This window comes from Pseudomonas sp. LBUM1644 (genome assembly GCF_059716195.1).
Genome location: NZ_CP166812.1, coordinates 2,795,416 through 2,819,578, shown reverse-complemented (window position 1 = coordinate 2,819,578; position 24,163 = coordinate 2,795,416). Strand labels below are relative to the sequence as shown.

Annotated in this window: 20 protein-coding genes; 11 read left to right on the top strand and 9 right to left on the bottom strand. The window is 58.8% G+C overall.

Translation table 11 applies throughout. From position 1 onward, the window contains the following. Positions 1-35: 35 nt before the first annotated feature. Entirely contained in the window at positions 36-644 is a 609-nt protein-coding gene (locus ACA052_RS12750) for a MiaE family protein (protein WP_150710675.1), read from the bottom strand. A gap of 159 nt (positions 645-803) precedes the next feature. Here ACA052_RS12750 and uspL point away from each other — a divergent pair, with 159 nt between their 5' ends. Next, positions 804-1,667 carry a universal stress protein UspL gene (gene uspL / locus ACA052_RS12745; RefSeq protein WP_497649988.1) on the top strand — a complete coding sequence of 288 codons (864 nt, stop codon included), beginning with the start codon at positions 804-806 and terminating at the stop codon, positions 1,665-1,667. Positions 1,668-1,752: 85 nt separating this feature from the next. Here the strand turns inward: uspL and ACA052_RS12740 are convergent, their stop codons facing one another. Further along, on the bottom strand, positions 1,753-2,223 hold the full coding sequence (locus tag ACA052_RS12740) for a DUF1289 domain-containing protein (RefSeq protein ID WP_027923350.1): 471 nt from the start codon (positions 2,221-2,223) through the stop codon (positions 1,753-1,755). A 407-nt stretch (positions 2,224-2,630) separates the two neighbouring features. On the opposite strand from ACA052_RS12740, the gene acnB reads away from it, so the two are divergent. Then, on the top strand, positions 2,631-5,240 hold the full coding sequence (gene acnB / locus ACA052_RS12735; protein ID WP_497650315.1) for a bifunctional aconitate hydratase 2/2-methylisocitrate dehydratase: 2,610 nt from the start codon (positions 2,631-2,633) through the stop codon (positions 5,238-5,240). Positions 5,241-5,405: 165 nt separating this feature from the next. Here the strand turns inward: acnB and ACA052_RS12730 are convergent, their stop codons facing one another. Both ACA052_RS12730 and ACA052_RS12725 read right to left on the bottom strand, forming a co-directional pair. Further along, positions 5,406-7,067 carry a SulP family inorganic anion transporter gene (locus ACA052_RS12730; protein WP_497649987.1) on the bottom strand — a complete coding sequence of 554 codons (1,662 nt, stop codon included), beginning with the start codon at positions 7,065-7,067 and terminating at the stop codon, positions 5,406-5,408. Between the two features lie 217 nt (positions 7,068-7,284). Then, positions 7,285-8,565, bottom strand: coding sequence for a serine/threonine transporter (locus ACA052_RS12725; protein ID WP_497649986.1), 1,281 nt, complete (start codon positions 8,563-8,565; stop codon positions 7,285-7,287). Positions 8,566-8,832: 267 nt separating this feature from the next. Between ACA052_RS12725 and ACA052_RS12720 the strand changes: the two genes are divergently transcribed. From ACA052_RS12720 to ACA052_RS12695, 6 genes are all read left to right on the top strand, one after another. Beyond that, positions 8,833-9,216: a tautomerase family protein gene (locus tag ACA052_RS12720; RefSeq protein WP_497649985.1), complete on the top strand. Its 384-nt coding sequence runs from the start codon at positions 8,833-8,835 to the stop codon at positions 9,214-9,216. Positions 9,217-9,219: 3 nt separating this feature from the next. After that, a complete protein-coding gene (locus ACA052_RS12715) occupies positions 9,220-9,354 on the top strand; it encodes a hypothetical protein (protein WP_497649984.1) in 135 nt (44 codons plus the stop codon). Positions 9,355-9,417: 63 nt separating this feature from the next. Beyond that, positions 9,418-10,014, top strand: a complete 597-nt coding sequence (locus ACA052_RS12710) for a TetR/AcrR family transcriptional regulator (RefSeq protein ID WP_497649983.1) — start codon at positions 9,418-9,420, stop codon at positions 10,012-10,014. 102 nt (positions 10,015-10,116) lie between these two features. Next, positions 10,117-11,082: a 2-hydroxyacid dehydrogenase gene (locus ACA052_RS12705; RefSeq protein ID WP_497649982.1), complete on the top strand. Its 966-nt coding sequence runs from the start codon at positions 10,117-10,119 to the stop codon at positions 11,080-11,082. Positions 11,083-11,226: 144 nt separating this feature from the next. Next, positions 11,227-12,294 (top strand): phosphotransferase family protein, encoded by a 1,068-nt coding sequence (locus tag ACA052_RS12700; protein WP_497649981.1) that lies wholly within the window; start codon positions 11,227-11,229, stop codon positions 12,292-12,294. A gap of 44 nt (positions 12,295-12,338) precedes the next feature. Beyond that, entirely contained in the window at positions 12,339-13,106 is a 768-nt protein-coding gene (locus tag ACA052_RS12695) for an SDR family oxidoreductase (protein ID WP_462050905.1), read from the top strand. A gap of 512 nt (positions 13,107-13,618) precedes the next feature. On the opposite strand, the gene ACA052_RS12690 is transcribed toward ACA052_RS12695, so the two are convergent. The 4 genes from ACA052_RS12690 to ACA052_RS12675 form a co-directional block, all read right to left on the bottom strand. Beyond that, on the bottom strand, positions 13,619-13,873 hold the full coding sequence (locus ACA052_RS12690) for a DUF1652 domain-containing protein (protein WP_497649980.1): 255 nt from the start codon (positions 13,871-13,873) through the stop codon (positions 13,619-13,621). A 133-nt stretch (positions 13,874-14,006) separates the two neighbouring features. Continuing rightward, positions 14,007-15,503 carry a helix-turn-helix transcriptional regulator gene (locus ACA052_RS12685; protein ID WP_497649979.1) on the bottom strand — a complete coding sequence of 499 codons (1,497 nt, stop codon included), beginning with the start codon at positions 15,501-15,503 and terminating at the stop codon, positions 14,007-14,009. Positions 15,504-15,687: 184 nt separating this feature from the next. Further along, the gene (locus tag ACA052_RS12680; RefSeq protein WP_497649978.1) at positions 15,688-16,971 is read right to left on the bottom strand and encodes a Zn-dependent hydrolase; all 1,284 of its coding nucleotides are present in this window, start codon (positions 16,969-16,971) and stop codon (positions 15,688-15,690) included. Between the two features lie 142 nt (positions 16,972-17,113). Beyond that, complete coding sequence (locus ACA052_RS12675) at positions 17,114-18,598, bottom strand: NCS1 family nucleobase:cation symporter-1 (RefSeq protein WP_497649977.1); 1,485 nt, start codon at positions 18,596-18,598, stop codon at positions 17,114-17,116. A 549-nt stretch (positions 18,599-19,147) separates the two neighbouring features. Between ACA052_RS12675 and hydA the strand changes: the two genes are divergently transcribed. The 3 genes from hydA to preA all read left to right on the top strand — a co-directional run bounded on the left by hydA (position 19,148) and on the right by preA (position 23,419). Continuing rightward, a complete protein-coding gene (gene hydA, locus ACA052_RS12670) occupies positions 19,148-20,587 on the top strand; it encodes a dihydropyrimidinase (protein WP_497649976.1) in 1,440 nt (479 codons plus the stop codon). A 189-nt stretch (positions 20,588-20,776) separates the two neighbouring features. After that, entirely contained in the window at positions 20,777-22,144 is a 1,368-nt protein-coding gene (locus ACA052_RS12665; RefSeq protein WP_497649975.1) for an NAD(P)-dependent oxidoreductase, read from the top strand. Then, positions 22,145-23,419, top strand: coding sequence for an NAD-dependent dihydropyrimidine dehydrogenase subunit PreA (preA, locus tag ACA052_RS12660; RefSeq protein WP_497649974.1), 1,275 nt, complete (start codon positions 22,145-22,147; stop codon positions 23,417-23,419). It abuts the gene before it with no gap. 101 nt (positions 23,420-23,520) lie between these two features. Here preA and ACA052_RS12655 read toward each other — a convergent pair whose 3' ends face one another. Continuing rightward, positions 23,521-24,141 carry a TetR/AcrR family transcriptional regulator gene (locus ACA052_RS12655; RefSeq protein WP_461972317.1) on the bottom strand — a complete coding sequence of 207 codons (621 nt, stop codon included), beginning with the start codon at positions 24,139-24,141 and terminating at the stop codon, positions 23,521-23,523. Positions 24,142-24,163: the final 22 nt, after the last annotated feature.

Below are 24,163 nucleotides of genomic sequence, written 5' to 3'. Positions count from 1 at the left end.
TACATGGGAATGCCGCAGGCTGCGATCTTTTGATCTTATGCCGCAGCCGGCACACCGCTGTGGAAGCGGAATTCCACGTCCGGCGATTCAATCAACTCCTGCTCGGCAGCACGAACCCTGTCGATCACTTGCGCGATGTCCTTGGCGTCCCCGTACTGGTAGGCCAGTTTCAGGTACCCCTGAAAATGCCGGGCCTCACTTTTCAGCAGGCCAAAGTAGAACTTGCCCAGTTCTTCGTCCAGATGCGGCACCAGCGCTTCGAAACGCTCGCAGCTGCGGGCTTCGATGAAAGCGCCGACCACCAGCGTATCCACCAGTTTTACCGGCTCGTGACTGCGCACCACCTTGCGCAGGCCCGAGGCGTATCGCCCGGCGGACAGCTGACGCAACTCGATCTTGCGTTTTTTCATCAGGCGCATGACCTGCTCGTGATGCACCAGCTCTTCCCGGGCCAGGCGCGACATCAGGTTGATCAAATCGACGTGCGAGTGGTACTTGGCGATCAGGCTCAACGCCGTGCTGGCGGCCTTGAATTCGCAGTTCTTGTGGTCGATCAGCAGGGTGTCCTGATCAGCCAGCGCGGCCTGGACCCAGCCGTCTGGAGTACGGCAGCCGAGGAACTCGTGAATTTCGGGAAGGATCATGGGGCTCACGGATAAAGGGTTCAAAACGAAGGGCGCCGATTATACCGGCCTGCCGGCAGACCACCAGTCGCCGCCGTTGATATGTATCAAGTACCCGGTTGGCGACCAGCAACTATAGTTGTCCCACGCAGTATTTTTTACTTCCTGGAGATCCCGACCATGCAAGCCATTCGCAGCATTCTGGTGGTCATCGAACCCTCGCCGGATGAAAGCCTGGCCTTGAGACGCGCCAAATTGATTGCCGGGGTGACCCAGGCGCATTTGCACCTGCTGGTTTGCGACAAAAAGCATGATCACGCCGATCACCTGCGCGACCTCAAGGCCGCACTGCTGGAGGACGGCTACAGCGTCACTACTGAACAGGCGTGGAATGAAAGCCTGCATGAAACCATTGTTGATGTGCAGCAAGCGGAAGGCTGCGGGTTGGTGGTCAAACAGCATTTCCCCGACAGCCCGCTGAAGAAGGCCCTGCTGACCCCGGAAGACTGGAAACTGCTGCGCACCTGCCCGACGCCGGTCCTGTTGGTAAAAACCGCTGGTTCCTGGAAGGACAAAGTGATTCTGGCGGCCATCGACGTTGGCAATACCGATGGCGAACACCGCCACTTGCACGACACCATCATTGATCACGGCTACGACATCGCCAGCCTGGCCAAGGCTCAGTTGCATGTGATCAGCGCGCATCCGTCGCCGATGCTGTCGTCGGCCGACCCGACGCTGCAGCTCAGTGAAACCATCGAGGCCCGTTATCGCGAGCAGTGCAAGGCATTCCAGGCCGAGTTCGACATTGACGACACGCACCTGCATATCGCGGAAGGCCCGGCGGATGTGCTGATCCCGTTCATGGTGCACAAACTTCAGGCGGCGCTGATCGTGATTGGCACGGTAGCGCGCAGCGGGTTATCGGGGGCTTTGATCGGTAATACGGCGGAGGTAGTGCTGGATTCGGTGGAGAGCGATGTGCTGGTGTTGAAACCGGATGAAATCATGGATCATCTTGAGGAAGTCGTGACCCGGCATTAGAGCGCAGATCAAAAGATCGCAGCCTGCGGCAGCTCCTACAGTTGGAATGCGTACCCTGTAGGAGCTGCCGAAGGCTGCGATCTTTTCAGGCGCCAAACGCGTCCTTGAGGAAACCCGGTGCGATATAACGCTGGTAATGCGCCTCTGACAGCAGGAAAAACTCCCGATCAATGGCATCGCGCAATTCCGGCAGGTTCCAGTCGCGAAACTCCGGCATCAGCACCATTCCGTAGGCTTCCAGATTGTTGATCACCCGCGCACCCCGTGCGATCAACTGGTACGCCCAGCAATATTCCGACTGATGCGGCACAAAACGAATTTTGCGTTGCTCCAGTTGCAGGCGCAGGCGTTGCGGATCGAAAACTTCCAGCTTGCTGGCCATCACCTGCGATAACAGCTGCTCCAGACGCAGCCACACCGCCCGTTTTTCTTCCTCGTTGTAACCATTCCAGTTGATCACTTCATGGTGGAAACGCTTGCAGCCACGGCAGACCAGGTCACCGTAAACAGTGGAACAAAGGCCGACGCAGGGGGTCTTGATGGTCTGATTGGGCATAGGTAGGCAAAACACGGGAAAACAGAACAGGTCGGCATGTTAGCCCTTTGTCTAACATTCATCACCCCTCAAAGTTAAAGGCCTAACTTACCTTTAATTTTTTTTTGCCGTAGAATCAGCCAGCCTTTTAAGGCGCCAATGTCCGTTTGAAGCTGTTTTCAAAGCGTCACGAGCACAGTCGTTCCTTCAGAGCGGTGTTGGCGAAGGGTTTTTCCAGCGGGGAAAAGCCCAACGCCAACCCTCATCAGCTCCCGTTCTGCAGGCGTAAAACTTTGAAAGCAGCTTCTGTAAGGAATTGTCGGTAATTCTGGCTAAGTGGCTCACAACGCCATGCAGCGCATGAGTACGGCAATTTCGGGATGAGCGTCCCGGACACCCATTTGGGACCACTGATGAGGGTAATAACTGTGCTTGAAGCCTACCGCAAACATATCGAAGAGCGCGCAGCACTGGGTATCGTTCCCCAGCCGCTTAACGCCGAACAAACTGCAGGCCTGGTTGAGCTGCTGAAAAATCCCCCGGCTGGCGAAGAAGCTTTCCTCGTTGACCTGATCACCAATCGCATTCCGCCAGGTGTGGACGAAGCAGCCTATGTAAAGGCCGGTTTCCTGTCCGCCCTCGCCAAAGGCGAAGCCAAATCCCCTCTGATCGACAAGAAACGCGCGGTTGAACTGCTCGGCACCATGCAGGGCGGCTACAACATCGTCACGCTGGTCAACCTGCTGGACGACGCCGAACTGGCGCCAGTCGCCGCTGAAGAACTCAAGCACACCCTGCTGATGTTCGACGCTTTCCACGACGTCGCTGAAAAAGCCAAGAACGGCAACGTTCACGCCAAAGGCGTGCTGCAATCCTGGGCTGACGGCGAGTGGTTCAAGAACCGCCCGACCCTGGCCGACAAGATCAGCCTGCGCGTATTCAAGGTCACCGGCGAAACCAACACCGACGACCTGTCCCCTGCCCCGGATGCCTGGTCCCGCCCGGATATCCCGCTGCACGCCCTCGCCATGCTGAAAATGGCCCGTGAAGGCATCGTGCCTGACGCCCAGGGCGTCACGGGCCCGATGAAGCAGATCGAAGAAATGCGCGGTCAAGGCTTCCCGATCGCCTACGTTGGCGACGTGGTCGGTACCGGTTCTTCGCGTAAATCCGCCACCAACTCGGTGCTGTGGTTCTTCGGCGACGACGTTCCTTTCGTGCCGAACAAGCGTGCTGGCGGTTTCTGCTTCGGCAGCAAAATCGCTCCAATCTTCTACAACACCATGGAAGATGCCGGCGCACTGCCAATCGAATTCGACGTGACCAACATGAACATGGGCGACGTGATCGACCTGTACCCGCATGCTGGCAAAGTCTGCAAACACGGCACCGACGAAGTCCTGACCACCTTCGAAATGAAGACCCCGGTGCTGTTGGACGAAGTTCGTGCTGGCGGCCGTATCCCGCTGATCATCGGTCGCGGCCTGACCGAAAAGGCTCGCGCCGAACTGGGCCTGGGCCCTACCGATCTGTTCAAACTGCCTGAAGCACCTGTCGACACTGGCAAGGGTTTCACCCTGGCACAGAAAATGGTCGGCAAGGCGTGCGGTCTGCCAGAAGGCAAAGGCGTTCGTCCTGGCACCTACTGCGAACCGAAAATGACCACCGTCGGCTCTCAGGACACCACCGGTCCCATGACCCGTGACGAACTGAAAGACCTGGCGTGCCTGGGCTTCTCGACCGATCTGGTGATGCAGTCCTTCTGCCACACCGCGGCTTACCCTAAGCCGATCGACGTGACTACCCACCACACCCTGCCAGACTTCATCATGACCCGCGGCGGCGTTTCCCTGCGTCCGGGCGACGGCATCATCCACAGCTGGCTGAACCGCATGCTGCTGCCGGACACTGTCGGTACCGGTGGTGACTCGCACACCCGTTTCCCGATGGGCATTTCGTTCCCGGCCGGTTCCGGTCTGGTTGCGTTCGCTGCGGCCACTGGCGTTATGCCGCTGGACATGCCGGAATCGATCCTGGTGCGCTTCAAAGGCAAAATGCAACCGGGCGTCACCCTGCGTGACCTGGTTCATGCCATTCCTTACTTCGCGATCCAGGCTGGCCTGCTGACCGTCGAGAAGAAAGGCAAGAAGAACGCCTTCTCCGGCCGCATCCTGGAAATCGAAGGCCTGGACGACCTGAGCATCGAGCAAGCTTTCGAGCTGTCCGACGCCTCGGCCGAACGTTCGGCTGCCGGTTGCACCATCAAGCTGTCGAAAGAGTCGATCACCGAGTACCTGAACTCCAACATCACCCTGCTGCGCTGGATGATCGGCGAAGGCTACGGCGATGCGCGTACCCTGGAACGTCGTGCTCAAGCGATGGAAGCCTGGGTTGCCAACCCTGAGCTGATGGTTGCCGATGCTGATGCCGAATACGCTGAAATCATCGAAATCGACCTGGCCGACATCAAAGAGCCTGTGCTCTGCGCGCCAAACGATCCGGACGACGCCCGTCTGCTGTCCAGCGTTGCTGGCGAGAAGATCGACGAAGTGTTCATCGGTTCGTGCATGACCAACATCGGTCACTTCCGCGCTGCCGGTAAACTGCTGGATCAAGTCAAAGGTCAGCTTCCAACCCGTCTGTGGCTGTCGCCGCCGACCAAAATGGATGCTCACCAGCTGACTGAAGAAGGCTACTACGGCATCTACGGCAAGGCCGGCGCACGCATGGAAATGCCGGGCTGCTCGCTGTGCATGGGTAACCAGGCACGTGTAGAGCCGAACTCGACTGTTGTGTCGACGTCGACCCGTAACTTCCCGAACCGTCTGGGCGACGGCGCGAACGTCTACCTGGCTTCGGCTGAGTTGGCGTCTGTTGCTTCGATCCTGGGTCGCCTGCCGACCGTCGAGGAGTACATGGAATACGCTGGCAAGATCGACAGCATGGCGGCCGATGTTTACCGCTACCTGTCCTTCGACCAGATCGCCGAGTTCCGTGAAGCTGCTGCGAACGCCAACATTCCGGTCGTTCAAGCCTAACGCTGCAACGCAATAAAAAACGCCGCCCATCGTGAGATGAGCGGCGTTTTTTATGCCCGCAAGAAGATCCAATGTGGGAGCGGGCTTGCTCGCGAAAGCGGTGTGTCAGTCGATACAGAGGTTGACTGATACACCGCTTTCGCGAGCAAGCCCGCTCCCACAGGGTTATGTGTTCGGCTTGAGGGCTTGTTGTACCGCAGCGTCAACGCTCAGGCCGCTGAGAATTACCTGTTTGAGTTCCAGCGCCGGCAACTTCGTCAGCACCGCTTTAGCCTCATGCTTGAGCCGCGCCAGAATCAGCAGTTTGTCCTCGGCCCGCACCTGCAAGAAGAACGTTTCCAGCGCTTCGATACTCGTGCCGTCGAGATCTGGCGACTCTTCGAGACTGAGAATAATCGTATGTATGGGTGGCGACGCATGCCGCGCCAGGCGCAAGGCACCGCCCAGAATGCGCTCCACATTGGCGAAAAACAACGCCTCACTCGGCCGGACGATCAGCACACCAGGAATCTCCCTGGCATCCGGATGCCGCTGCAGATCAACAAAATCATGACCGCTACCGATTTGCCCCAGCACTTGAATATCCGCCGAAGACATCTGTTTGAGCATCAGCACCACGCTGATCGCCACCGCCACCAGCAAGCCGTCCAGCACACCCAGCACCAGCACGGCGGCCACCGCGCAAATCACCAGCAATCGGTCTCGACGCCAGATGAAGTAGCGGCCCAACGGTTGCAGGCTCAGGCCACGAGCCAGTGCATGAATGACGATCGCGGCCAGTACCGGCTCGGGGGTCAGTGCAATGTAGGGCAGCACCGTCAATACGATCAGCAAGACCACCCCCGCCGCTACCGCACCGGCCAGACGCGAACCGGCACCCGCCGCCTCATTGGCCGAAGTTGCGGAATAGCCGGCGCCCGCAGGCATTCCGTGGAACAGGCCTGACAGCAGATTGGCTGCGCCGAGGGCCAACAGGTCGCGGTTCGAGGACACCCGGTCGCCATGCTTCAGCGCAAAGGAGCTGATCGACCCAAAAGATTCGGCATACAGAATCATCACCATGGCAAACGCCAGTTCCCCAAGGCGCAACCAATCAGTGAAAGGCAGCACCGGCAGACGCGGCACCTCAAGATTCAAGTCGATGACGCCGATCAGCTTGACCCCATACGACGGCAGGTCCAGCCATTGACCGGCCGCAATACCGAGCGCCACCACCAGCAAACCTCCCGGCAGGCGGCGGACCCGCGTGCACAACCACAGCACCAGCAATGACACGGCTGCCACCAGCGCCCCGACCGGATTCCATTGAGGTAACTGCTCCAGCAGTTGTGGCAAGTAACGGATCAGGTTGGCGCCGTCCAGGTGCACATCGACCGCGCTCGCGATCTGTTTGAGGATGATGGTCACGGCCAGGCCCAAGGCAAAGCCACGCAACACCGGCTTGGCAATGAACGAAGTCACACTGCCCAATTTGAGCAGACCGGCGAGCAGGAAAAATCCTCCGGTGACCAGCACCAGGCCGATGGCGAGGGTCATGCGCAAGCCTGAATCACCATTGGCCAGTGTTGCCGTGGCCGCAGCCAGGACGGCTGCCGAAGACGAGGTGGCGGAAACGATGGCAAACCGACTGGTGCCGAATAGCCCGTAACACAACAAACCGGCAAACAAGGCAATGACGCCCGCCTGTGGCGCTAACGCGGCGATGCTTGAATAGGCGACCGCCTCGGGTAACAACAAACCGGCAATCGACAACCCGGCCAACACGTCCAGCCAACGGCTAGGCGGATCGGCACGGGATTGCGTCGATACGCCTTGGGCATGCGCCATGAAGCGTCTCCAGAGAAAGGGGAAAACCTGCGGCAAACGCTCTATGACGCGCTTTTCTTTGCAGTCTCTAGGGTAGTCGCTAATCCGGGGGGATGTCTGATTGGGGTCAGGTGCGGGGCGGTTTTGTGCCCCAAAAGATCGCAGCCTTCGGCAGTCCTACAGGTGTATGTAACCTCTGTAGGAGCTGCCGCAGGCTGCGATCTTTTGATCTTGCTTTCTAGGCCGTCAGCGAATAAATCAACGCCGAGATTGCCACCAGGCCCACGGCCGTCACGAACACGTTGGAAGCCTGACCACGATAACGCGCCATCGCCGGAACCTTACGGATCGCGTACATCGGCATCAGGAACAGGATTGCCGCGATGATCGGGCCACCGAGGGTTTCGATCATGCCGAGAATGCTCGGGTTCAGGGTGGCGACAATCCAGCACACCACCAGCATGAACGCGGCCGTCATGCGGTCCAGGGTTTTCGGCGCCGGGCGCTTGCCGCTTTTCGCGACCAGGCCCTTGAAGCCTTCACTGGCGCCGATGTAATGGCCCAGGAAGGACTTGGAAATGGCCACGAATGCAATCAATGGCGCCGCGAAGGCGATGGTCGGGTTGCTGAAGTGGTTGGCCAGATAGGACAGGATCGACAGGTTCTGCGCCTTGGCTTCCGCCAGTTGCGCCGGCGACAGCGTCAGCACGCAGCTGAAGACGAAGAACAGCACCATCACCACCATCAACGCGTGGGCGCGGGACAGGATCTGCGAGCTGCGCTCTTCGGCGTGATCGCCATAGCGACGCTTCTGGTCCACCGCAAACGCCGAGATGATCGGCGAGTGGTTGAACGAGAACACCATGACCGGAATCGCCAGCCACAAGGTGTGCAGCAATGCCGACGGTTCAGGCAGGGTCGATGCGGTGGCCAGGATGCCGCCGCTCCAGTGAGGAATCAGAAACACCGCCAGGAACAGCAACGCCACGATGAACGGATAGACCATCAGGCTCATGGCCTTGACGATCGCTTGCTCACCGCAACGCACCACGGCCAGCAGGCCGAGGATCAGCACCAACGACAACACGGCGCGCGGTGGCGGCGTGATGTGCAGTTGATGTTCGAGGAAGCTGCCCACTGTGTTGGTCAGGGCCACGCTATAGATCAACAGGATCGGGAAGATCGCGAAGAAGTACAGCAAGGTAATCAGCGCGCCGGCCTTGATCCCGAAATGCTCTTCTACCACTTCGGTGATGTCGGCGCCTTCGCGTCCGGACAACACGAAGCGGGTCAGGCCACGGTGTGCGTAAAAAGTCATGGGGAAGGCCAACACGGCCAGGACCAGTAACGGCCAGAAACCGCCCAGGCCTGCGTTGATCGGCAAAAACAGGGTGCCGGCGCCGATGGCTGTGCCAAACAGGCCCAGCATCCACGTGGTGTCATGGCGATTCCAGCTCGAAAGAGTCGCTGGTGTCGCCGTTACATAGCGTTTTTCGACGCTATTGGCCTGATCATTCATCCGGTGGGATCTCCGCATTCCGGTCACTTGCTACCCGGCCAGGGCGAGTCGGAAAAATCCGACAGGCAGCGCCCTGTCCGAAACAGGGGCGCGATTGTCCGGGATTAGTGAACAGAAGCAAAGACTTAGCTGAGGAGTGGTGGTGCGAATCAGATTTCCAGATGTTTTTATTAATAGATGTTTCAAAGAATCTATTTAATAAAGGTTTAGCGTCATGTATTTTAAATCCTACCTGCTGACCGGCAGCCCTGACAGGCGGAGATACTTATGCCACTCGTTCGCGTCGACATCAAAAACAACCAGGACCCCACCTTCGCCAAGCGTATTGGCAAACTGATCTACGCTGCGATGCACACCACCATTGGGGTTCCCGAGAACGATAACTTCCAGATCCTCGCCGAACACGACGAACATCACTTCATTTATGACCCGACCTTCATGGGTATCAACCGCACGGATAACCTGGTGATCATCCAGATCACGCTGATGGAAGGTCGGACCACCGAGCAGAAAAAGCTGCTCTACAAAACCATCGCCGAAAGCCTCAACGCGGAACTGGCCGTGCGCGTGGAAGATGTCTTCATCAGCCTGGTGGAGGTCAAGCGCGAGAACTGGTCGTTTGGCAATGGCATCGGCCAATTCGCAGGTTAAATCGTGCTCATTTCATTGATTACTGACATGCATGGCATCACGCACATCGCGCTGGGCCCGAACGGCGTCTATGCCCTGCAATCCGGCAAGAAGAATCTCGCTGCAGGGCCTTCGGCTTCCGTGAAGGTGACAACCTGACACCTGCACCACATTTCCCTATGATGCCAATCATCTATGCATCCTTCATACCTGTGAGCCGCCATGCCGAGAGTCTCCCGTAAACAAGCCGAACTCAACCGCGAGATCATCGTCGAGGCCGCCACACGCCTGTTTCGCGAACGCGGCCTGCATGGCATCAGCGTCGTCGATGTGATGGGTGCTGCGGGCCTGACCCACGGCGGCTTCTACGGCCATTTCGAATCCAAGGAAGCGCTGGCGAAAGAGGCTTGCTCGCGGGCGTTCACTCAATCGATGGAGCGCTGGAAACAGAAAATCGACGATCCCGACGACAGCAGTTCCGCCCGTGAGCGCATCATCGCGCCTTACCTGTCCGCGGCCAACCGCGACAATCCCGGCGAAAGTTGCCCGGTTACCGCGTTTGCCGGCGACATGTGCCATGAAACCGCCGACAGTGGTTTGCACCAGACCTACACCCAAGGCCTTGAAGCGTTGCTGAAAATGCTGGCACCGCTGATGGGGGAAGATCAGCCCGAGGCCAATCGGCAAGCAGCGCTGATGAACTATTCGTTGATGGTGGGTGCGCTGACATTGGCCCGTGCTACTCGGGGCGAAACATTGTCAGATGAAATTCTCGATGCGGCACGGACTTTTCTCACGTCGGGCGGTACATCTGCCTAAGCTACAACGTACACGAGTGTTGACCATTGCCAAACGACGCCGGAGCCAGCAATCTCATGCGACGTTCGAGCCCCGACATTCCGACGCCCACAGGAGCCCAGCATGCCCGCAACCGTTCTGGTACTGGTTGAAACCATCAATGAATATCTGCCCATCCTCGAACATCAGGGCTTTCACCTGATACTGGCTCCCACCCCCGCCGAGCGCGCCGAGGCCATTACACGGCACGGCGGGCAAATCGATGCGGTCCTGACCCGCGGGCCCCTGGGCCTGTATGCCGATGAAATCGCCGCCCTGCCCGCGCTCAAGATCATTTGCGTGATCGGCGCCGGTTACGAACACGTCGACTTGCAAGCCGCCGCCGACCGGAACATCACCGTCACCAACGGTGCCGGGGTCAATGCTTCTTCAGTTGCCGACCACGCCATGGCCATGTTGCTATCGTTGGTGCGTGACATCCCGCGCGCAGACGCCGCCGTTCGCCGGGGCGAATGGCCGAAGATCATGCGCCCTTCCCTGGCCGGCAAACGCCTGGGCATCCTCGGTCTCGGTGCCGTCGGCATGGCCATCGCCAAACGCGCCTCCAACGGCTTCGACATGACGGTCAGCTACCACAACCGCCAGCATCGCAGCGATGTGCCCTACAGCTTCTGCTCGACCCCCACCGAGCTGGCACGCGCCTCAGACTTCCTGGTCGTCGCGACCCCGGGCGGCCTCGGCACCCGGCACCTGATCAACCGCCATGTACTCGACGCGCTAGGGGCCAAGGGCTTCATCGTCAACATCGCCCGGGCCAGCGTGATCGTCACCACCGACCTGATCAATGCGCTGGAGCAACGCAAGATCGCCGGCGCAGCGCTGGATGTCTTCGATGCCGAACCCCACGTGTCGGAATCCCTGAAGGGCTTGACCAACGTCATCCTGACCCCGCATGTCGCCGGATTGTCCCCGGAAGCCACGCAAGGCACCGTGGAATTGGTGGGCCGCAACCTCGTGGCCTTTTTCACCAATCAACCGGTGCTGACGCCGATTGCATTGCCACCGTCGATGAGCAGCGCTGCCAGCTGAAGGCAATTCAAACAGGTGTATCAAAAGCAATGATTGGCAGGCAACACGCTCACCTATAAGGGCTGCTCGAGGTTGTGGGTATCGGGTGCGCGCATTAGATTAGCCAATAGTCTCAGGCCTCCAAAATAAGCAGAAGGGATAAGCATGGCGCTTACTGACCAGTCCACCCGTATCCGCACCGGCGAAGAACTTGATGCCAGCCTGATCGATCCATACCTCAAGGCCCATATACCGGGGCTCAGTGGTTTGCCGCAGATCAGCCAGTTTCCGGGCGGTGCGTCGAACCTCACCTACTTGCTGGAATACCCCGAACAGGAATTCGTCCTGCGTCGGCCGCCATTTGGTCACAAGGCCAAGTCCGCCCATGACATGGGCCGCGAATTTCGCATCCTCAATCAACTCAAGGACGGCTTTCCGTATTGCCCGAAAGCCTACGTGCATTGCACCGACGAATCGGTGATCGGCGCCGAGTTCTATGTCATGGAACGGGTCAACGGGATCATCCTGCGCTCTGAACTGCCTCCGGAATTGGGCCTGGATTCGGCAAAGACCGAAGCCCTGTGCAAGAGCTTCATCGACAAGTTTGTCGAGTTGCACCAGGTCGACTACAACGCCTATGGGCTGGGCGATCTGGGCAAACCCGAAGGCTATGTGGCCCGGCAGATCAAGGGCTGGAGCGACCGTTACGAAAAAGCCCTGACCCCCGACGCACCGCAGTGGGAAGCGGTCAAGGCCTGGCTCAACGACAAGATGCCGGCCGATCACCCGACCTCGAGCATCGTTCACAACGACTATCGCTTCGACAACGTCATCCTCGACCCGAACAACCCGATGCAGATCATCGGCGTGCTCGACTGGGAACTGACCACGCTTGGCGACCCGCTGATGGACCTGGGCAACACCCTCGCCTACTGGATCGAAGCCGGCGACCCGGCACCGGTGCAATTGATGCGCCGCCAGCCAAGCCACGCCCCGGGCATGCTGACTCGCCGCGAGTTCGTCGATTACTACGCTGAACGCTCAGGCATCCAGATCGACAATTTCGATTTCTACTACACCTACGGCCTGTTCCGCCTCGCCGGCATCGTGCAGCAGATCTACTACCGCTTCTTCCATGGTCAGACCCAGGACAAACGCTTCGCGCAGTTCATTCACATGAACAAATTGCTGGAGCAAATGAGCCTGCAGGTCATCCAGAAATCCAGCCTCTGATTCCGCCCCCGGCCCAATAACAAGACTTTTTATAAGAGAATCCCATGTCCAAGACTCAGTTGTTTGACCTCGACGGCAAAATCGCTTTCGTTTCCGGCGCCAGCCGTGGCATCGGTGAAGCCATCGCCAAATTGCTGGCTCAGCAAGGCGCGCACGTGATTGTTTCCAGCCGCAAGCTGGAAGGCTGCCAGCACGTAGCCGACGCGATCATCGCGGCGGGCGGCAAAGCCACCGCTGTTGCTTGTCACATTGGCGAAATGGAACAGATCAGCCAGGTTTTCGCCGGAATCAAGGAACAGTTCGGACGCCTGGACATCCTGGTCAATAACGCTGCGACCAACCCGCAATTCTGCAACGTGCTGGACACCGACCTCAGCGCCTTTCAGAAAACCGTTGACGTGAACATCCGGGGCTACTTCTTCATGTCGGTGGAAGCCGGCAAGCTGATGCGTGAAAACGGTGGTGGCAGCATCATCAACGTCGCGTCGATCAATGGCATCTCGCCGGGCATCTTCCAGGGCATCTACTCGGTGACCAAAGCGGCGGTGATCAACATGACCAAAGTGTTCGCCAAGGAATGCGCTCAGTTCGGCATTCGCTGCAACGCCCTGCTGCCAGGCTTGACCGACACCAAATTTGCGTCGGCACTGGTGAAGAACGAGGCCATTTTGAACACCGCGCTGCAGCAGATCCCGCTCAAGCGTGTGGCGGACCCAAGTGAAATGGCGGGTGCCGTGTTGTACCTGGCCAGCGATGCGTCCAGCTACACCACCGGCGTATCGCTAAACGTGGATGGCGGTTTCCTGTCCTGACCCATTGATACACACCCTTATCCTGACAGGTTGATGGACACCCTGTAGGAGCTGCCGCAGGCTGCGATCTTTTGATCTTAGCGATTCAATCTACGCCATAGATCAAAAGCAGAAGATCAAAAGATCGCAGCCTGCGGCAGCTCCTACGGGGTTTATTGGGTGATGCAGCGTGTCAGGGTCGTGGTTCGCGTCACCTGCGCATCTGCCCGCGCATCGCCGTTCACATCGGTATTTTCAGAGGTTTGGCAAGTACGGACGGGATCGGGGGGTGGTGCGACGGGAGGGGGTGGCGGTGGACTGGCACAACCGCCAAGGATCACTGCACAAAACGTGAATGACAAAAGCGGTAAAACGCGTTTCCCAAGACTGTTCATAGGTTGACCCGCGGTAATTGATGTACACATTTGTGTGACAACAAAACAACGCCGGAAAGTCCACGAGTTCCCAATAGAAAAAAACACCCTCGTATTGTCTTAGCCCACTACATCACTCATGCCATCCAGACCTGGCACTTACCACGACATTGCCCCTGGACGATGCAGGCTATTGCTCTCCAGTTCGTAGCGCAGTTCTTCAATCAGCGCATTCACCGCTTCCGGCGTCCTGAGCGTTGAAACGTTCAATCCACTGACCACCAGATCGACCTGCCCCGACACCGGGTGATACAGCTTCACCGTCAACGAATTATCACCCGTGACACTGCAGTCACACGCCAATGGCGAAAAACTCCGCTCCAGTTGCATACGCAATTGCGCCAGATAAATCATTCCGCTTGTTCCTGTCATTGTTTCGAAGGTTGCGATCCTGGCCCAAAGACCCCTTTCGCACCCTTTCAGACTAGGCACAGCCGTGCGGCACCAACACACGAATTTGCACCTCACCGACTAGTGCAATTGCACCTTATCGCTGGCCTTTTGGGCGCCACTCACCGGAGAACAACCCCCGTTCCCGCGCCCACACAATAGCCTCGCTGCGACTGTGAACATCGAGCTTTGAATACACCGTCGATACATGATTACGCACGGTGTTGGGCGCCAGTTTGAGCCGGGCGGCGATCTCCTTGTCCGCCAGGCCTTCGCAAATCAGCCCCAACACATCACGTTCCCGGGCGGTCAGATCAGTGAAAGAGACGTTGGGTAACTTAGGCGAATTGACGTTCTTCACGTTGGCGAGTTTTTCGATCAGCGTACGGCTGAACCAGGAAGCGTCTTTCATCACCTCTTCGATCGCCGCTACCAACTCCAGCTCAGTGCGTTTGCGATCGGTGATGTCCATCAGCACCAGCAGGTAGCACGGGCTGTCCTGAATGTTCACGGTGTCGGCGGACACGGCGCAGTCGATCAGTTCAGTGTCTTTCTTGCGCACGCGGACATCGACACGGTCCAGGCTGCCGGTTTTTTCCAGCGCCGCAAACAGCCGGGTCCGTGCGCCCTTGTCGTGGACGAAATCGATCTCGGCGATGGTCTTGCCGAGCACCTCTTCGCTGGGGTATGCCAGGGTGTCGAGGAACGCTTCGTTGACGTCCATGACCACTTGATCAACGGCACTGCACACCAGGATCGGCACCGGCGTCAGGCGAAAGGCCTTGGCAAATCGCTCCTCACTCTGACGCAAGGCGACTTCAGCCTTGTGCCGAGGCTCCGTGTCGACGAAGGAAAACAACATGCAGGCTTCATCATTAAGCTCAAGGGGTTGGCCGGCGACGATGACCTGCTTGCTTCCGCCTTCGGGTAATTGCAGTTCGGCCTGCATTTGCGGGATGGTTGTCCCCTCCCGCAGACGCTGCTTGGCCAGGTCTTTGTTTGAGGCCCCTTCGAGTACATCCAGCTCATATGCTGAAGCGCCGATCACCTGATCACGGGCATAACCGGTCATTTCCAGAAAACCGGAATTGACCTTGATGTAGCGCAAATCACTGAGCCGGCAGATCACCGCCGGGGCCGGGTTGGCATTGAAGGTTTTTTCGAAGCGCTGTTCGGCGCTGGCCCACTCAGTGACATCGTCCATGATCAGCACCAGCGACTCCGGATCACCAGCGCTGTCGGCCAACACCAAGCTACGCACGCTGTGGACCCAGCTGCGCTCTTCGTCTTCCTGCGACGTCACTTCCACCAGCACATCGCTGAACGTCTCACGCCGCGCGACCCGGTTGATCGGGTAATTGTCGACCGGGACCGGATGATTGTTGCGATAGCGCAGGGTGAATCGCTCGGCATACTCCTGGGCATTCGTACCCAGATCGCTGATTTGCCCGACACCGTGCATGGCCAGCGCCGCATCATTGGCCCACAGGATCGTCTGGTCGAGCTCCAGCAGAATCACACCATCCGACAGGCCGGCGATGATCTGCTGCAACTGTCGGCGATTGGTTTCGGTAGTCAGGACGTCCTGGCTCATTGGATCTCCACACGTGCGCCGGCGCTTGCATGCGCCGGCCTGTGAAGATGTCGACCGCAGGGGGATGCGATAGTGCTAAACCTCGTAGGAGCTGCCGCAGGCTGCGATCTTTTGATTTTCGGCGCCGCGTCAAAAGACAAGATCAAAAGATCGCAGCCTGCGGCAGCTCCTACAGGAGATTGTTTCAGGCGGCGAGTTGGCCGCTGGCAATCGCTGCCGACGCCGCCAGCATCGCCCGCAACAACACCGCACACCCGGCTGCCAGATCATCCGGCGCGGCGTTTTCGATTTCATTGTGGCTGATGCCGCCTTCGCACGGCACGAAGATCATCCCGGCCGGGCCGAGTTCGGCCAGGAAGATTGCGTCGTGGCCCGCGCCACTGACGATATCCATGTGCGACAGGCCCAGCCCTTGTGCGGCACTGCGCACCGCATCGACGCAGCCCATGTCGAAATACAGCGGCGGGAAGTCAGCCGTGGGGGTGAGTTCGAAGGTCAGGCCGTGTTCCTCACAGGTGGTATCGATGACTTCGCGGACTTCGGCGATCATCGAGTCCAGGCGCGCCGGTTCCAGATGCCGGAAATCGAGGGTCATGCGCACTTCGCCGGGGATGACATTGCGCGAGCCAGGATAGGCTTGCAGGCAACCGACGGTACCACAGGCATGAGGTTGATGGCCGAGCGCCGCGCGATTGACGGCACCAACGATGATGGATGCGCCGACCAGGGCGTCCTTGCGCAGGTGCATCGGGGTCGGGCCGGCATGAGCTTCGACGCCGCGCAGCGTGAGATCGAACCACTTCTGGCCCAAGGCGCCCATCACGACGCCGATGGTTTTGTGTTCGTCCTCAAGGATCGGGCCTTGTTCGATGTGCGCCTCGAAATAGGCGCCCACCGCATGCCCGCTGACGGTACGCGGGCCCGCGTAGCCAATCGCGTTCAGCGCTTCGCCGACGGTGACACCTTGCGCATCGACCTTGGCCAGGGTTTCTTCCAGGGTGAATTTTTCCGCAAACACGCCGGAGCCCATCATGCACGGGGCGAAGCGCGAGCCCTCTTCGTTGGTCCAGACCACCACTTCCAGCGGTGCTTCGGTTTCCACGCCAAGGTCATTGAGGGTTCGCAGCACTTCGACGCCAGCCAACACGCCGAAACAGCCGTCGAATTTGCCGCCCGTAGGCTGCGTGTCGATGTGGCTGCCGGTCATCACCGGGGGCAGGTTCGGGTTGCGACCGGGGCGACGGGCGAAGATGTTGCCGACAGCGTCGATGCTGACGGTGCAACCGGCCTCCTCGCACCACTGGACGAAAATATCCCGCGCCTGGCGGTCGAGGTCGGTCAGGGCCAAACGGCAAACGCCGCCCTTGACCGTGGCGCCGAGTTTGGCCAGTTCCATGAGCGACTGCCACAAACGGTCGCGGTTGATGTGCTGATGGGTGGACTGCAGAACGTCTACAGCAGCGTTCATGATGATCTCCTCAGGCGGTTCTTATGGTTTCTTCAGGTATTTCTTTGGTGTATTTGAGGCCGTCTTCGCGAGCAAGCCCGCTCCCACAGGGGGAATGCATTTCAAAATGTGGGAGCGGGCTTGCTCGCGAAGAAGCCAGTGCTCACACCGCAGATTTCGCTACAGACGGGTTCGGACGCATCGAGCACAACCCGTAATAAATCACCCCACCCAGCGCCGAGCCGGTGAACCAGCCATAGCTGTAGAACCAGCTGAACGCATTGCTGCCCAGCGACAACAACGTCAGCACCACCGGCACACCGAAGGCGATGAACCCGAACCAGTTCCACGCCGGATAAACGTCATCTCGATACAACCCCGCCAGGTCCAGTTGCTGTTTCTTTATCAGGAAATAGTCCACCACCATGATCCCGGCGATCGGCCCGAGCAGGCTGGAATAGCCCAGCAGCCAGTTGGAATAAACCGTTTCCAGGCTCACGTCGGAGACGATCAACCCAAGCTTTTTCAGCAGCTCATGGCCCATCAGCAGCAACCCCACCAAACCCGTGAGCAATACCGCTTTGGTCCGGTTGATCACCTTCGGCGCGATGTTCTGAAAGTCGTTGGTCGGGGAAACAATGTTCGCCGCCGTGTTGGTGGACAGCGTGGCGATGATGATCAGCGCCATCGCCACGGCGACCCACACCGGGCTCTGGATATGACCGATCAACGTGACTGGATCAGAGACCGTAACGCCCACCAGTTTGACCGACGCGGCCGTCATCACCACACCGAGGGAGGCGAACAGGAACATGGTCAGCGGCAAGCCGAAAATCTGCCCGAGGATCTGGTCTTTCTGGCTCTTGGCGTAGCGGCTGAAGTCCGGAATGTTCAGGGACAAGGTGGCCCAGAACCCGACCATCGCGGTCAGCCCGGCAGCAAAGTAGCTAACGACGCTGGCGCCTTCCGGACGTTTGGCCGGAATCGCCAACAACTCGGTCATCGACACGTTCGGCATCGCCCACATCAACAGACCCACGCCCACCAATACCAGCAGCGGCGCCGAGAGTGTTTCCAGCCACTTGATCGATTCGGCACCCCGTAATACCACCCATAAATTCAGCGCCCAGAAGATCATGAAGCCGATCACTTCACCGGTGCCGCCAAGGGATTTCCAGCCTTCGAAAATAGACCCCAGAAACAGGTGAATGGCCAGGCCACCGAACATCGTCTGGATGCCGAACCAGCCGCACGCCACCAGCGCCCGGATCAGGCACGGCACGTTGGAGCCGAGGATGCCAAACGATGAGCGCAGCAATACCGGGAACGGAATGCCGTATTTGGTGCCGGCAAATGCGTTCAACGTCAACGGGATCAATACGATGAGGTTGGCGAACAGAATCGCCAGCAAGGCTTCGCCCACGCTCAGGCCGAAATACGCGGTGAGTACGCCACCAAGGGTGTAGGTCGGCACGCAGATCGACATGCCGATCCACAGCGCGGTGATGTGCCATTTGTTCCAGGTTCGTTCGTGCACCTTGGTCGGTGCCATGTCGTGGTTGTAACGGGGACTGTCGAGGACGTCACTTCCGGCTTCGAGCTCAAACAAGCCGTCGCGCTCGGTCACTTGCGATCTGATCTGTTGCATGGCCGCTCCACTGTTCTTTGAATTATTTTTTGCTCATCAGGGCAGTCGGCATCAATAAGCGTGCCGGGCTCCCCGTTTGCGCATCGGGCAGTTCCATAAAACTTTGCAACCAACTGATGTTTATCAATTTTATTTGTTTACCCAGTAAGTCCACGGTGACTTGTCTGTTCACTCAGGCTAAAGGCCAGGCAAGTTGTCCGAACAGTCAGGACTCAATCTGGTGCATCGATCTTTTTTCAAAGTTGCGCATCAACCTTAGACCATCCTCAAGCGGCTGATTTCACATAGGAAATTTCGTCTATTTTTGGAACCTGTCAAGTGCGTCAAAATGGTGAGCGGTCGAACCATTTTGGTGATTATTACGTTTAATCGTTATTTATCAGTTAGTTATCACAGTTATAAGCATATAAAAAATATTCTTGATCATTCCTTAAACTCAGACTAGCTTCTATTCCTGACAGCGTTGACAGGAATACACCTGTTTGCGTTGGCGTCATATAAAACATTTAGAACCGACACAAGTCGGTCATTGCCTGCGAGGAACTCGGAATGTCTCTGTTGATCCGTGGCGCCACCGTTATTACCCATGATGAAAGTTTTCGCGCCGACGTCTATTGCGCTGACGGCGTGATTAAAGCCATCGGTGAACATCTTGATGTCCCGGCAGGTGCCGAAGTGCTCGACGGCAGCGGCCAATACCTGATGCCCGGAGGCATCGACCCCCACACCCACATGCAACTGCCCTTCATGGGCACGGTGGCCAGTGAAGATTTTTTCAGTGGCACGGCTGCCGGCTTGGCCGGCGGCACGACGTCCATCATTGATTTCGTGATACCCAATCCGCAGCAATCGCTGATGGAGGCCTTTCACCAGTGGCGCGGCTGGGCCGAGAAGTCGGCATCGGACTACGGCTTCCACGTTGCGATCACTTGGTGGAGCGAGCAGGTCCGCGAAGAAATGGCCGAGCTGGTCAGCCAGCACGGGGTCAACAGTTTCAAGCACTTCATGGCCTACAAGAACGCAATCATGGCGGCCGATGACACCCTCGTGGCGAGTTTCGAGCGCTGCCTGGAACTCGGCGCGGTGCCGACCGTGCACGCGGAAAACGGCGAGCTGGTCTATCACCTGCAACGCAAGTTGATGGCGCAGGGCATCACCGGGCCGGAAGCGCATCCCCTGTCGCGGCCTTCGCAAGTGGAAGGCGAAGCGGCCAGTCGGGCCATCCGCATCGCTGAAACCCTCGGCACGCCGCTGTACCTGGTGCACGTCTCGACCAAGGAAGCCCTCGACGAAATCACCTACGCCCGTAGCAAGGGCCAGCAGGTTTACGGCGAAGTACTGGCGGGGCATCTGCTGCTGGACGACAGCGTCTATCAACACCCGGACTGGCAGACCGCCGCCGGTTATGTGATGAGCCCACCCTTCCGTCCTCGTGGCCATCAGGAAGCGCTTTGGCATGGCCTGCAATCCGGCAACCTGCACACCACGGCCACCGACCACTGCTGTTTCTGCGCCGAGCAAAAAGCCGCGGGCCGTGACGATTTCAGCAAAATCCCCAACGGCACCGCCGGTATCGAAGATCGCATGGCGGTGCTGTGGGATGAAGGGGTGAACACGGGGCGGTTGTCGATGCAGCACTTCGTCGCGCTCACTTCCACCAACACCGCGAAAATCTTCAACCTCTACCCGCGCAAAGGCGCGATTCGCGTGGGCGCCGATGCAGACCTGGTGCTGTGGGACCCGGAGGGTACGCGGACGATTTCGGCGAAGACGCATCACCAGCAAGTCGACTTCAACATCTTTGAAGGCAAGACCGTGCGCGGTGTACCCAGTCATACCGTGAGCCAGGGTCGAGTGGTGTGGGCCGATGGCGATCTGCGCGCTGAGCGTGGTGCGGGGCGGTATGTCGAACGGCCGGCGTATCCGGCGGTGTTTGATTTGTTGAGCAAGCGGGCTGAGATGAACAAGCCAACGGCTGTGAAACGCTGAGATCGAGGCCTTCGCTCCCACACTTGAAATGCGATCCCTGTAGGAGCTGCCGAAGGCTGCGATCTTTTGATCTTGCTTTTTAAGATCAAGATCAAAAGATCGCAGCCTGCGGCAGCTCCTACAGGGACCAAGCACGATTCAACCAATGCCCATCAGAGGCAGTACCTCAATAACCGTGAGGCCAACACCGTGATCAAGACCCTGAACCACCTCCCGCATTCCAACGAGAATGCGGCCGCCCTCGCCGGCCATTTCACCGACCTGGCGCCCCCTCTCAACGACCGTCAGGCGCACCTGGAAGCCTCGCGCTGCCTGTACTGCTACGACGCTCCTTGCGTAAATGCCTGCCCGAGCGAGATCGACATTCCGTCGTTCATCCGCAATATCCATCAGGAAAACGTCCAGGGCGCGGCGCAGAAAATCCTCTCGGCGAACATCCTTGGCGGCAGTTGCGCCCGGGTCTGTCCGACGGAAATTCTCTGCCAGCAAGCCTGCGTGCGGAACAATGATCATGAGTGCGCGCCGGTGCTGATCGGTCTGTTGCAGCGGTATGCCGTGGACAACGCGCACTTCAGCGAACACCCGTTCCAGCGCGCCGCCGCAACCGGCAAGCGCATTGCCGTGGTTGGCGCCGGTCCGGCCGGGTTGTCCTGCGCTCATCGCAGTGCGATGCACGGTCATGACGTGGTGATTTTCGAGGCTCGGGAAAAGGCCGGTGGCCTCAACGAATACGGGATCGCCAAGTACAAACTGGTGAATGACTACGCGCAGCAGGAGCTTGGTTTTTTGTTGGAGATTGGCGGCATTGAAATCCGCCACGGACAGAAGCTCGGCGAGAACCTGACCTTGAGCGAACTGCATCAGCAATTCGACGCCGTGTTCCTCGGCCTCGGCCTCAACGCCAGCAAACAATTGGGCCTACCCCATGAAGAGGCGCCCGGATTAGTCGCCGCCACTGATTACATTCGCGAACTGCGCCAGGCCGATGACCTTACGCAGCTGCCGCTGGCCGATCATTGCATCGTCCTCGGGGCCGGCAACACCGCCATCGACATGGCCGTGCAAATGGCGCGCCTCGGCGCTCGCGACGTCAATCTGGTGTACCGCCGTGGTGTCGAGGACATGGGCGCCACCGGCCACGAACAGGACATCGCCAAGGCCAATCAGGTGCGTTTGCTGACGTGGGCACAACCCGAAGCAGTGTTGCTCGACGATCAGGGCCAGGTACGTGGCATGCGTTTCGCTCGCACCACACTGGTCGAAGGTCGCCTGCAAACCACCGGAGAAACCTTCGAACTCGCCGCTGATGCCATCTTCAAAGCCATCGGCCAGGCCTTCGACAGCAGCGCCCTCGCCGACCCGCTGGCCCGGGAACTCAAGCGTCAGGGGGAGCGCATCCAGGTCGACGAACACCTGTGCACCAGCATCCCCGGTGTCTATGCCGGTGGTGACTGCACCAGCCTCGATCAGGACCTCACCGTGCAAGCCGTGCAGCACGGCAAACTGGCCGCCGAAGCCATCAACGCCCAACTCATGCTCAACGTGGAGGCTGCGTAAATGGCCGATCTCTCGATTGTCTTCGCCGGCATCAAAGCCCCGAATCCGTTCTGGCTGGCCTCCGCGCCGCCCACCGATAAGGCCTACAACGTGGTGCGCGCCTTCGAGGCCGGTTGGGGCGGTGTGGTCTGGAAAACCCTGGGTGAGGACCCGGCGGCGGTCAACGTGTCGTCGCGTTATTCGGCGCACTTCGGCGCCAACCGTGAGGTGCTGGGCTTCAACAACATCGAACTGATCACCGACCGTTCGCTGGAGATCAACCTGCGGGAAATCACCCAGGTCAAAAAGGACTGGCCAGACCGTGCGTTGATCGTGTCGCTGATGGTGCCGTGTGTCGAAGAATCCTGGAAGTACATCCTGCCGCTGGTGGAAGCCACGGGTGCCGATGGCATCGAGCTGAACTTCGGTTGCCCGCATGGCATGCCGGAACGCGGCATGGGCGCGGCGGTCGGCCAGGTGCCGGAATATGTCGAGCAGGTCACTCGCTGGTGCAAGACCTATTGCTCATTGCCGGTGATCGTCAAGCTCACACCCAACATCACCGACATCCGCGTCGCCGCCCGCGCGGCCCACCGAGGTGGGGCCGATGCCGTTTCGCTGATCAACACCATCAACTCGATTACCAGCGTCCATCTGGAACGCATGGTCGCCAATCCCATGGTCGGCAGCCAAAGCACCCATGGTGGTTATTGCGGTTCGGCGGTGAAGCCCATAGCGCTGAACATGGTCGCTGAAATCGCCCGTGACCCGCAGACCCAAGGCCTGCCGATCTCAGGCATTGGCGGCATCGGCAGTTGGCGCGACGCGGCAGAGTTCATCGCGCTGGGCAGCGGTTCGGTGCAAGTGTGCACGGCAGCGATGCTGCACGGCTTCCGGATTGTCGAGGAGATGAAGGACGGCTTGTCTCGCTGGATGGACAGTCAGGGCTACAGCAGCGTGTCGCAGTTTACCGGGCGTGCGGTGGGCAATACGACTGACTGGAAGTACCTGGACATCAACTACCAGGTGATTGCGAAGATTGACCAGGAGGCTTGCATCGGTTGCGGTCGCTGCCATATCGCCTGCGAAGACACCTCGCACCAGGCGGTTGCGACCCTGAAGCAGGCGGACGGCACCCATAAATACGAAGTGATCGATGACGAATGTGTGGGCTGCAACCTGTGCCAGATCACGTGCCCGGTGCAGGACTGTATCGAGATGGTGCCGATGGAGAACGGCAAGCCGTTTCTGGACTGGAATCATGATCCGAGGAATCCGTACCATGTAGCTGTTTGACTTTTTAAAGAGATCGCAGCCTCGTTTCACTCGGCAGCTCCTACAGGTACACGTAATCCTTGTAGGAGCTGCCGAGTGAAACGAGGCTGCGATCTTTTGATCTAGGGCTCCAACCCAATCCCCCGCAATATCACACTCGTCACCGTCTGCACCGCCCGCTCAAACTGCATGTCCGACAGCGGCTGGTGATCGTTCAGAATATTCACCTGGTGATCAAAGTCAGCGTAATGCTGGGTCGAGGCCCAGATCATGTAGAGGAGGCTCGAAGGCTCCACCGGCAGGATGCGTTTGTCGTCCACCCATTGGCGAATTTTCGCTTCTTTCATCTTGGCCCAGTCGTACAGGCTGACGTCCAGTTTCTCACCCAGGGTCGGCGCGCCGTGGATGATTTCATTGGCCCAGACCTTCGAACCGTAAGGGCGGCTGCGGGAGTGGTTCATCTTGGCGCGGATGTAGCTGCTGAGCACCACGCGCGGGTCGTCGAACATCTCGAAGCACAATGCGTCCTGCTTCCAGACCTCCAGCAGATCGAACAACACCGCGCTGTACAATTCGCTTTTGGTGCTGAAGTAGTAATGCAGGTTGGAGCGCGGCAGCTGCACTTCGGCGGCGATGTCGGCCATGGCCGTGCCGCCAAAACCTTTTTCGGCAAAGACCTTCTCGGCCCCCAGCAAAATTTTCTCGACGTTACTGCGACGAATCTCGATCTTGTGATTGCCCATGAGGGCTCCCTGACTACAGCGT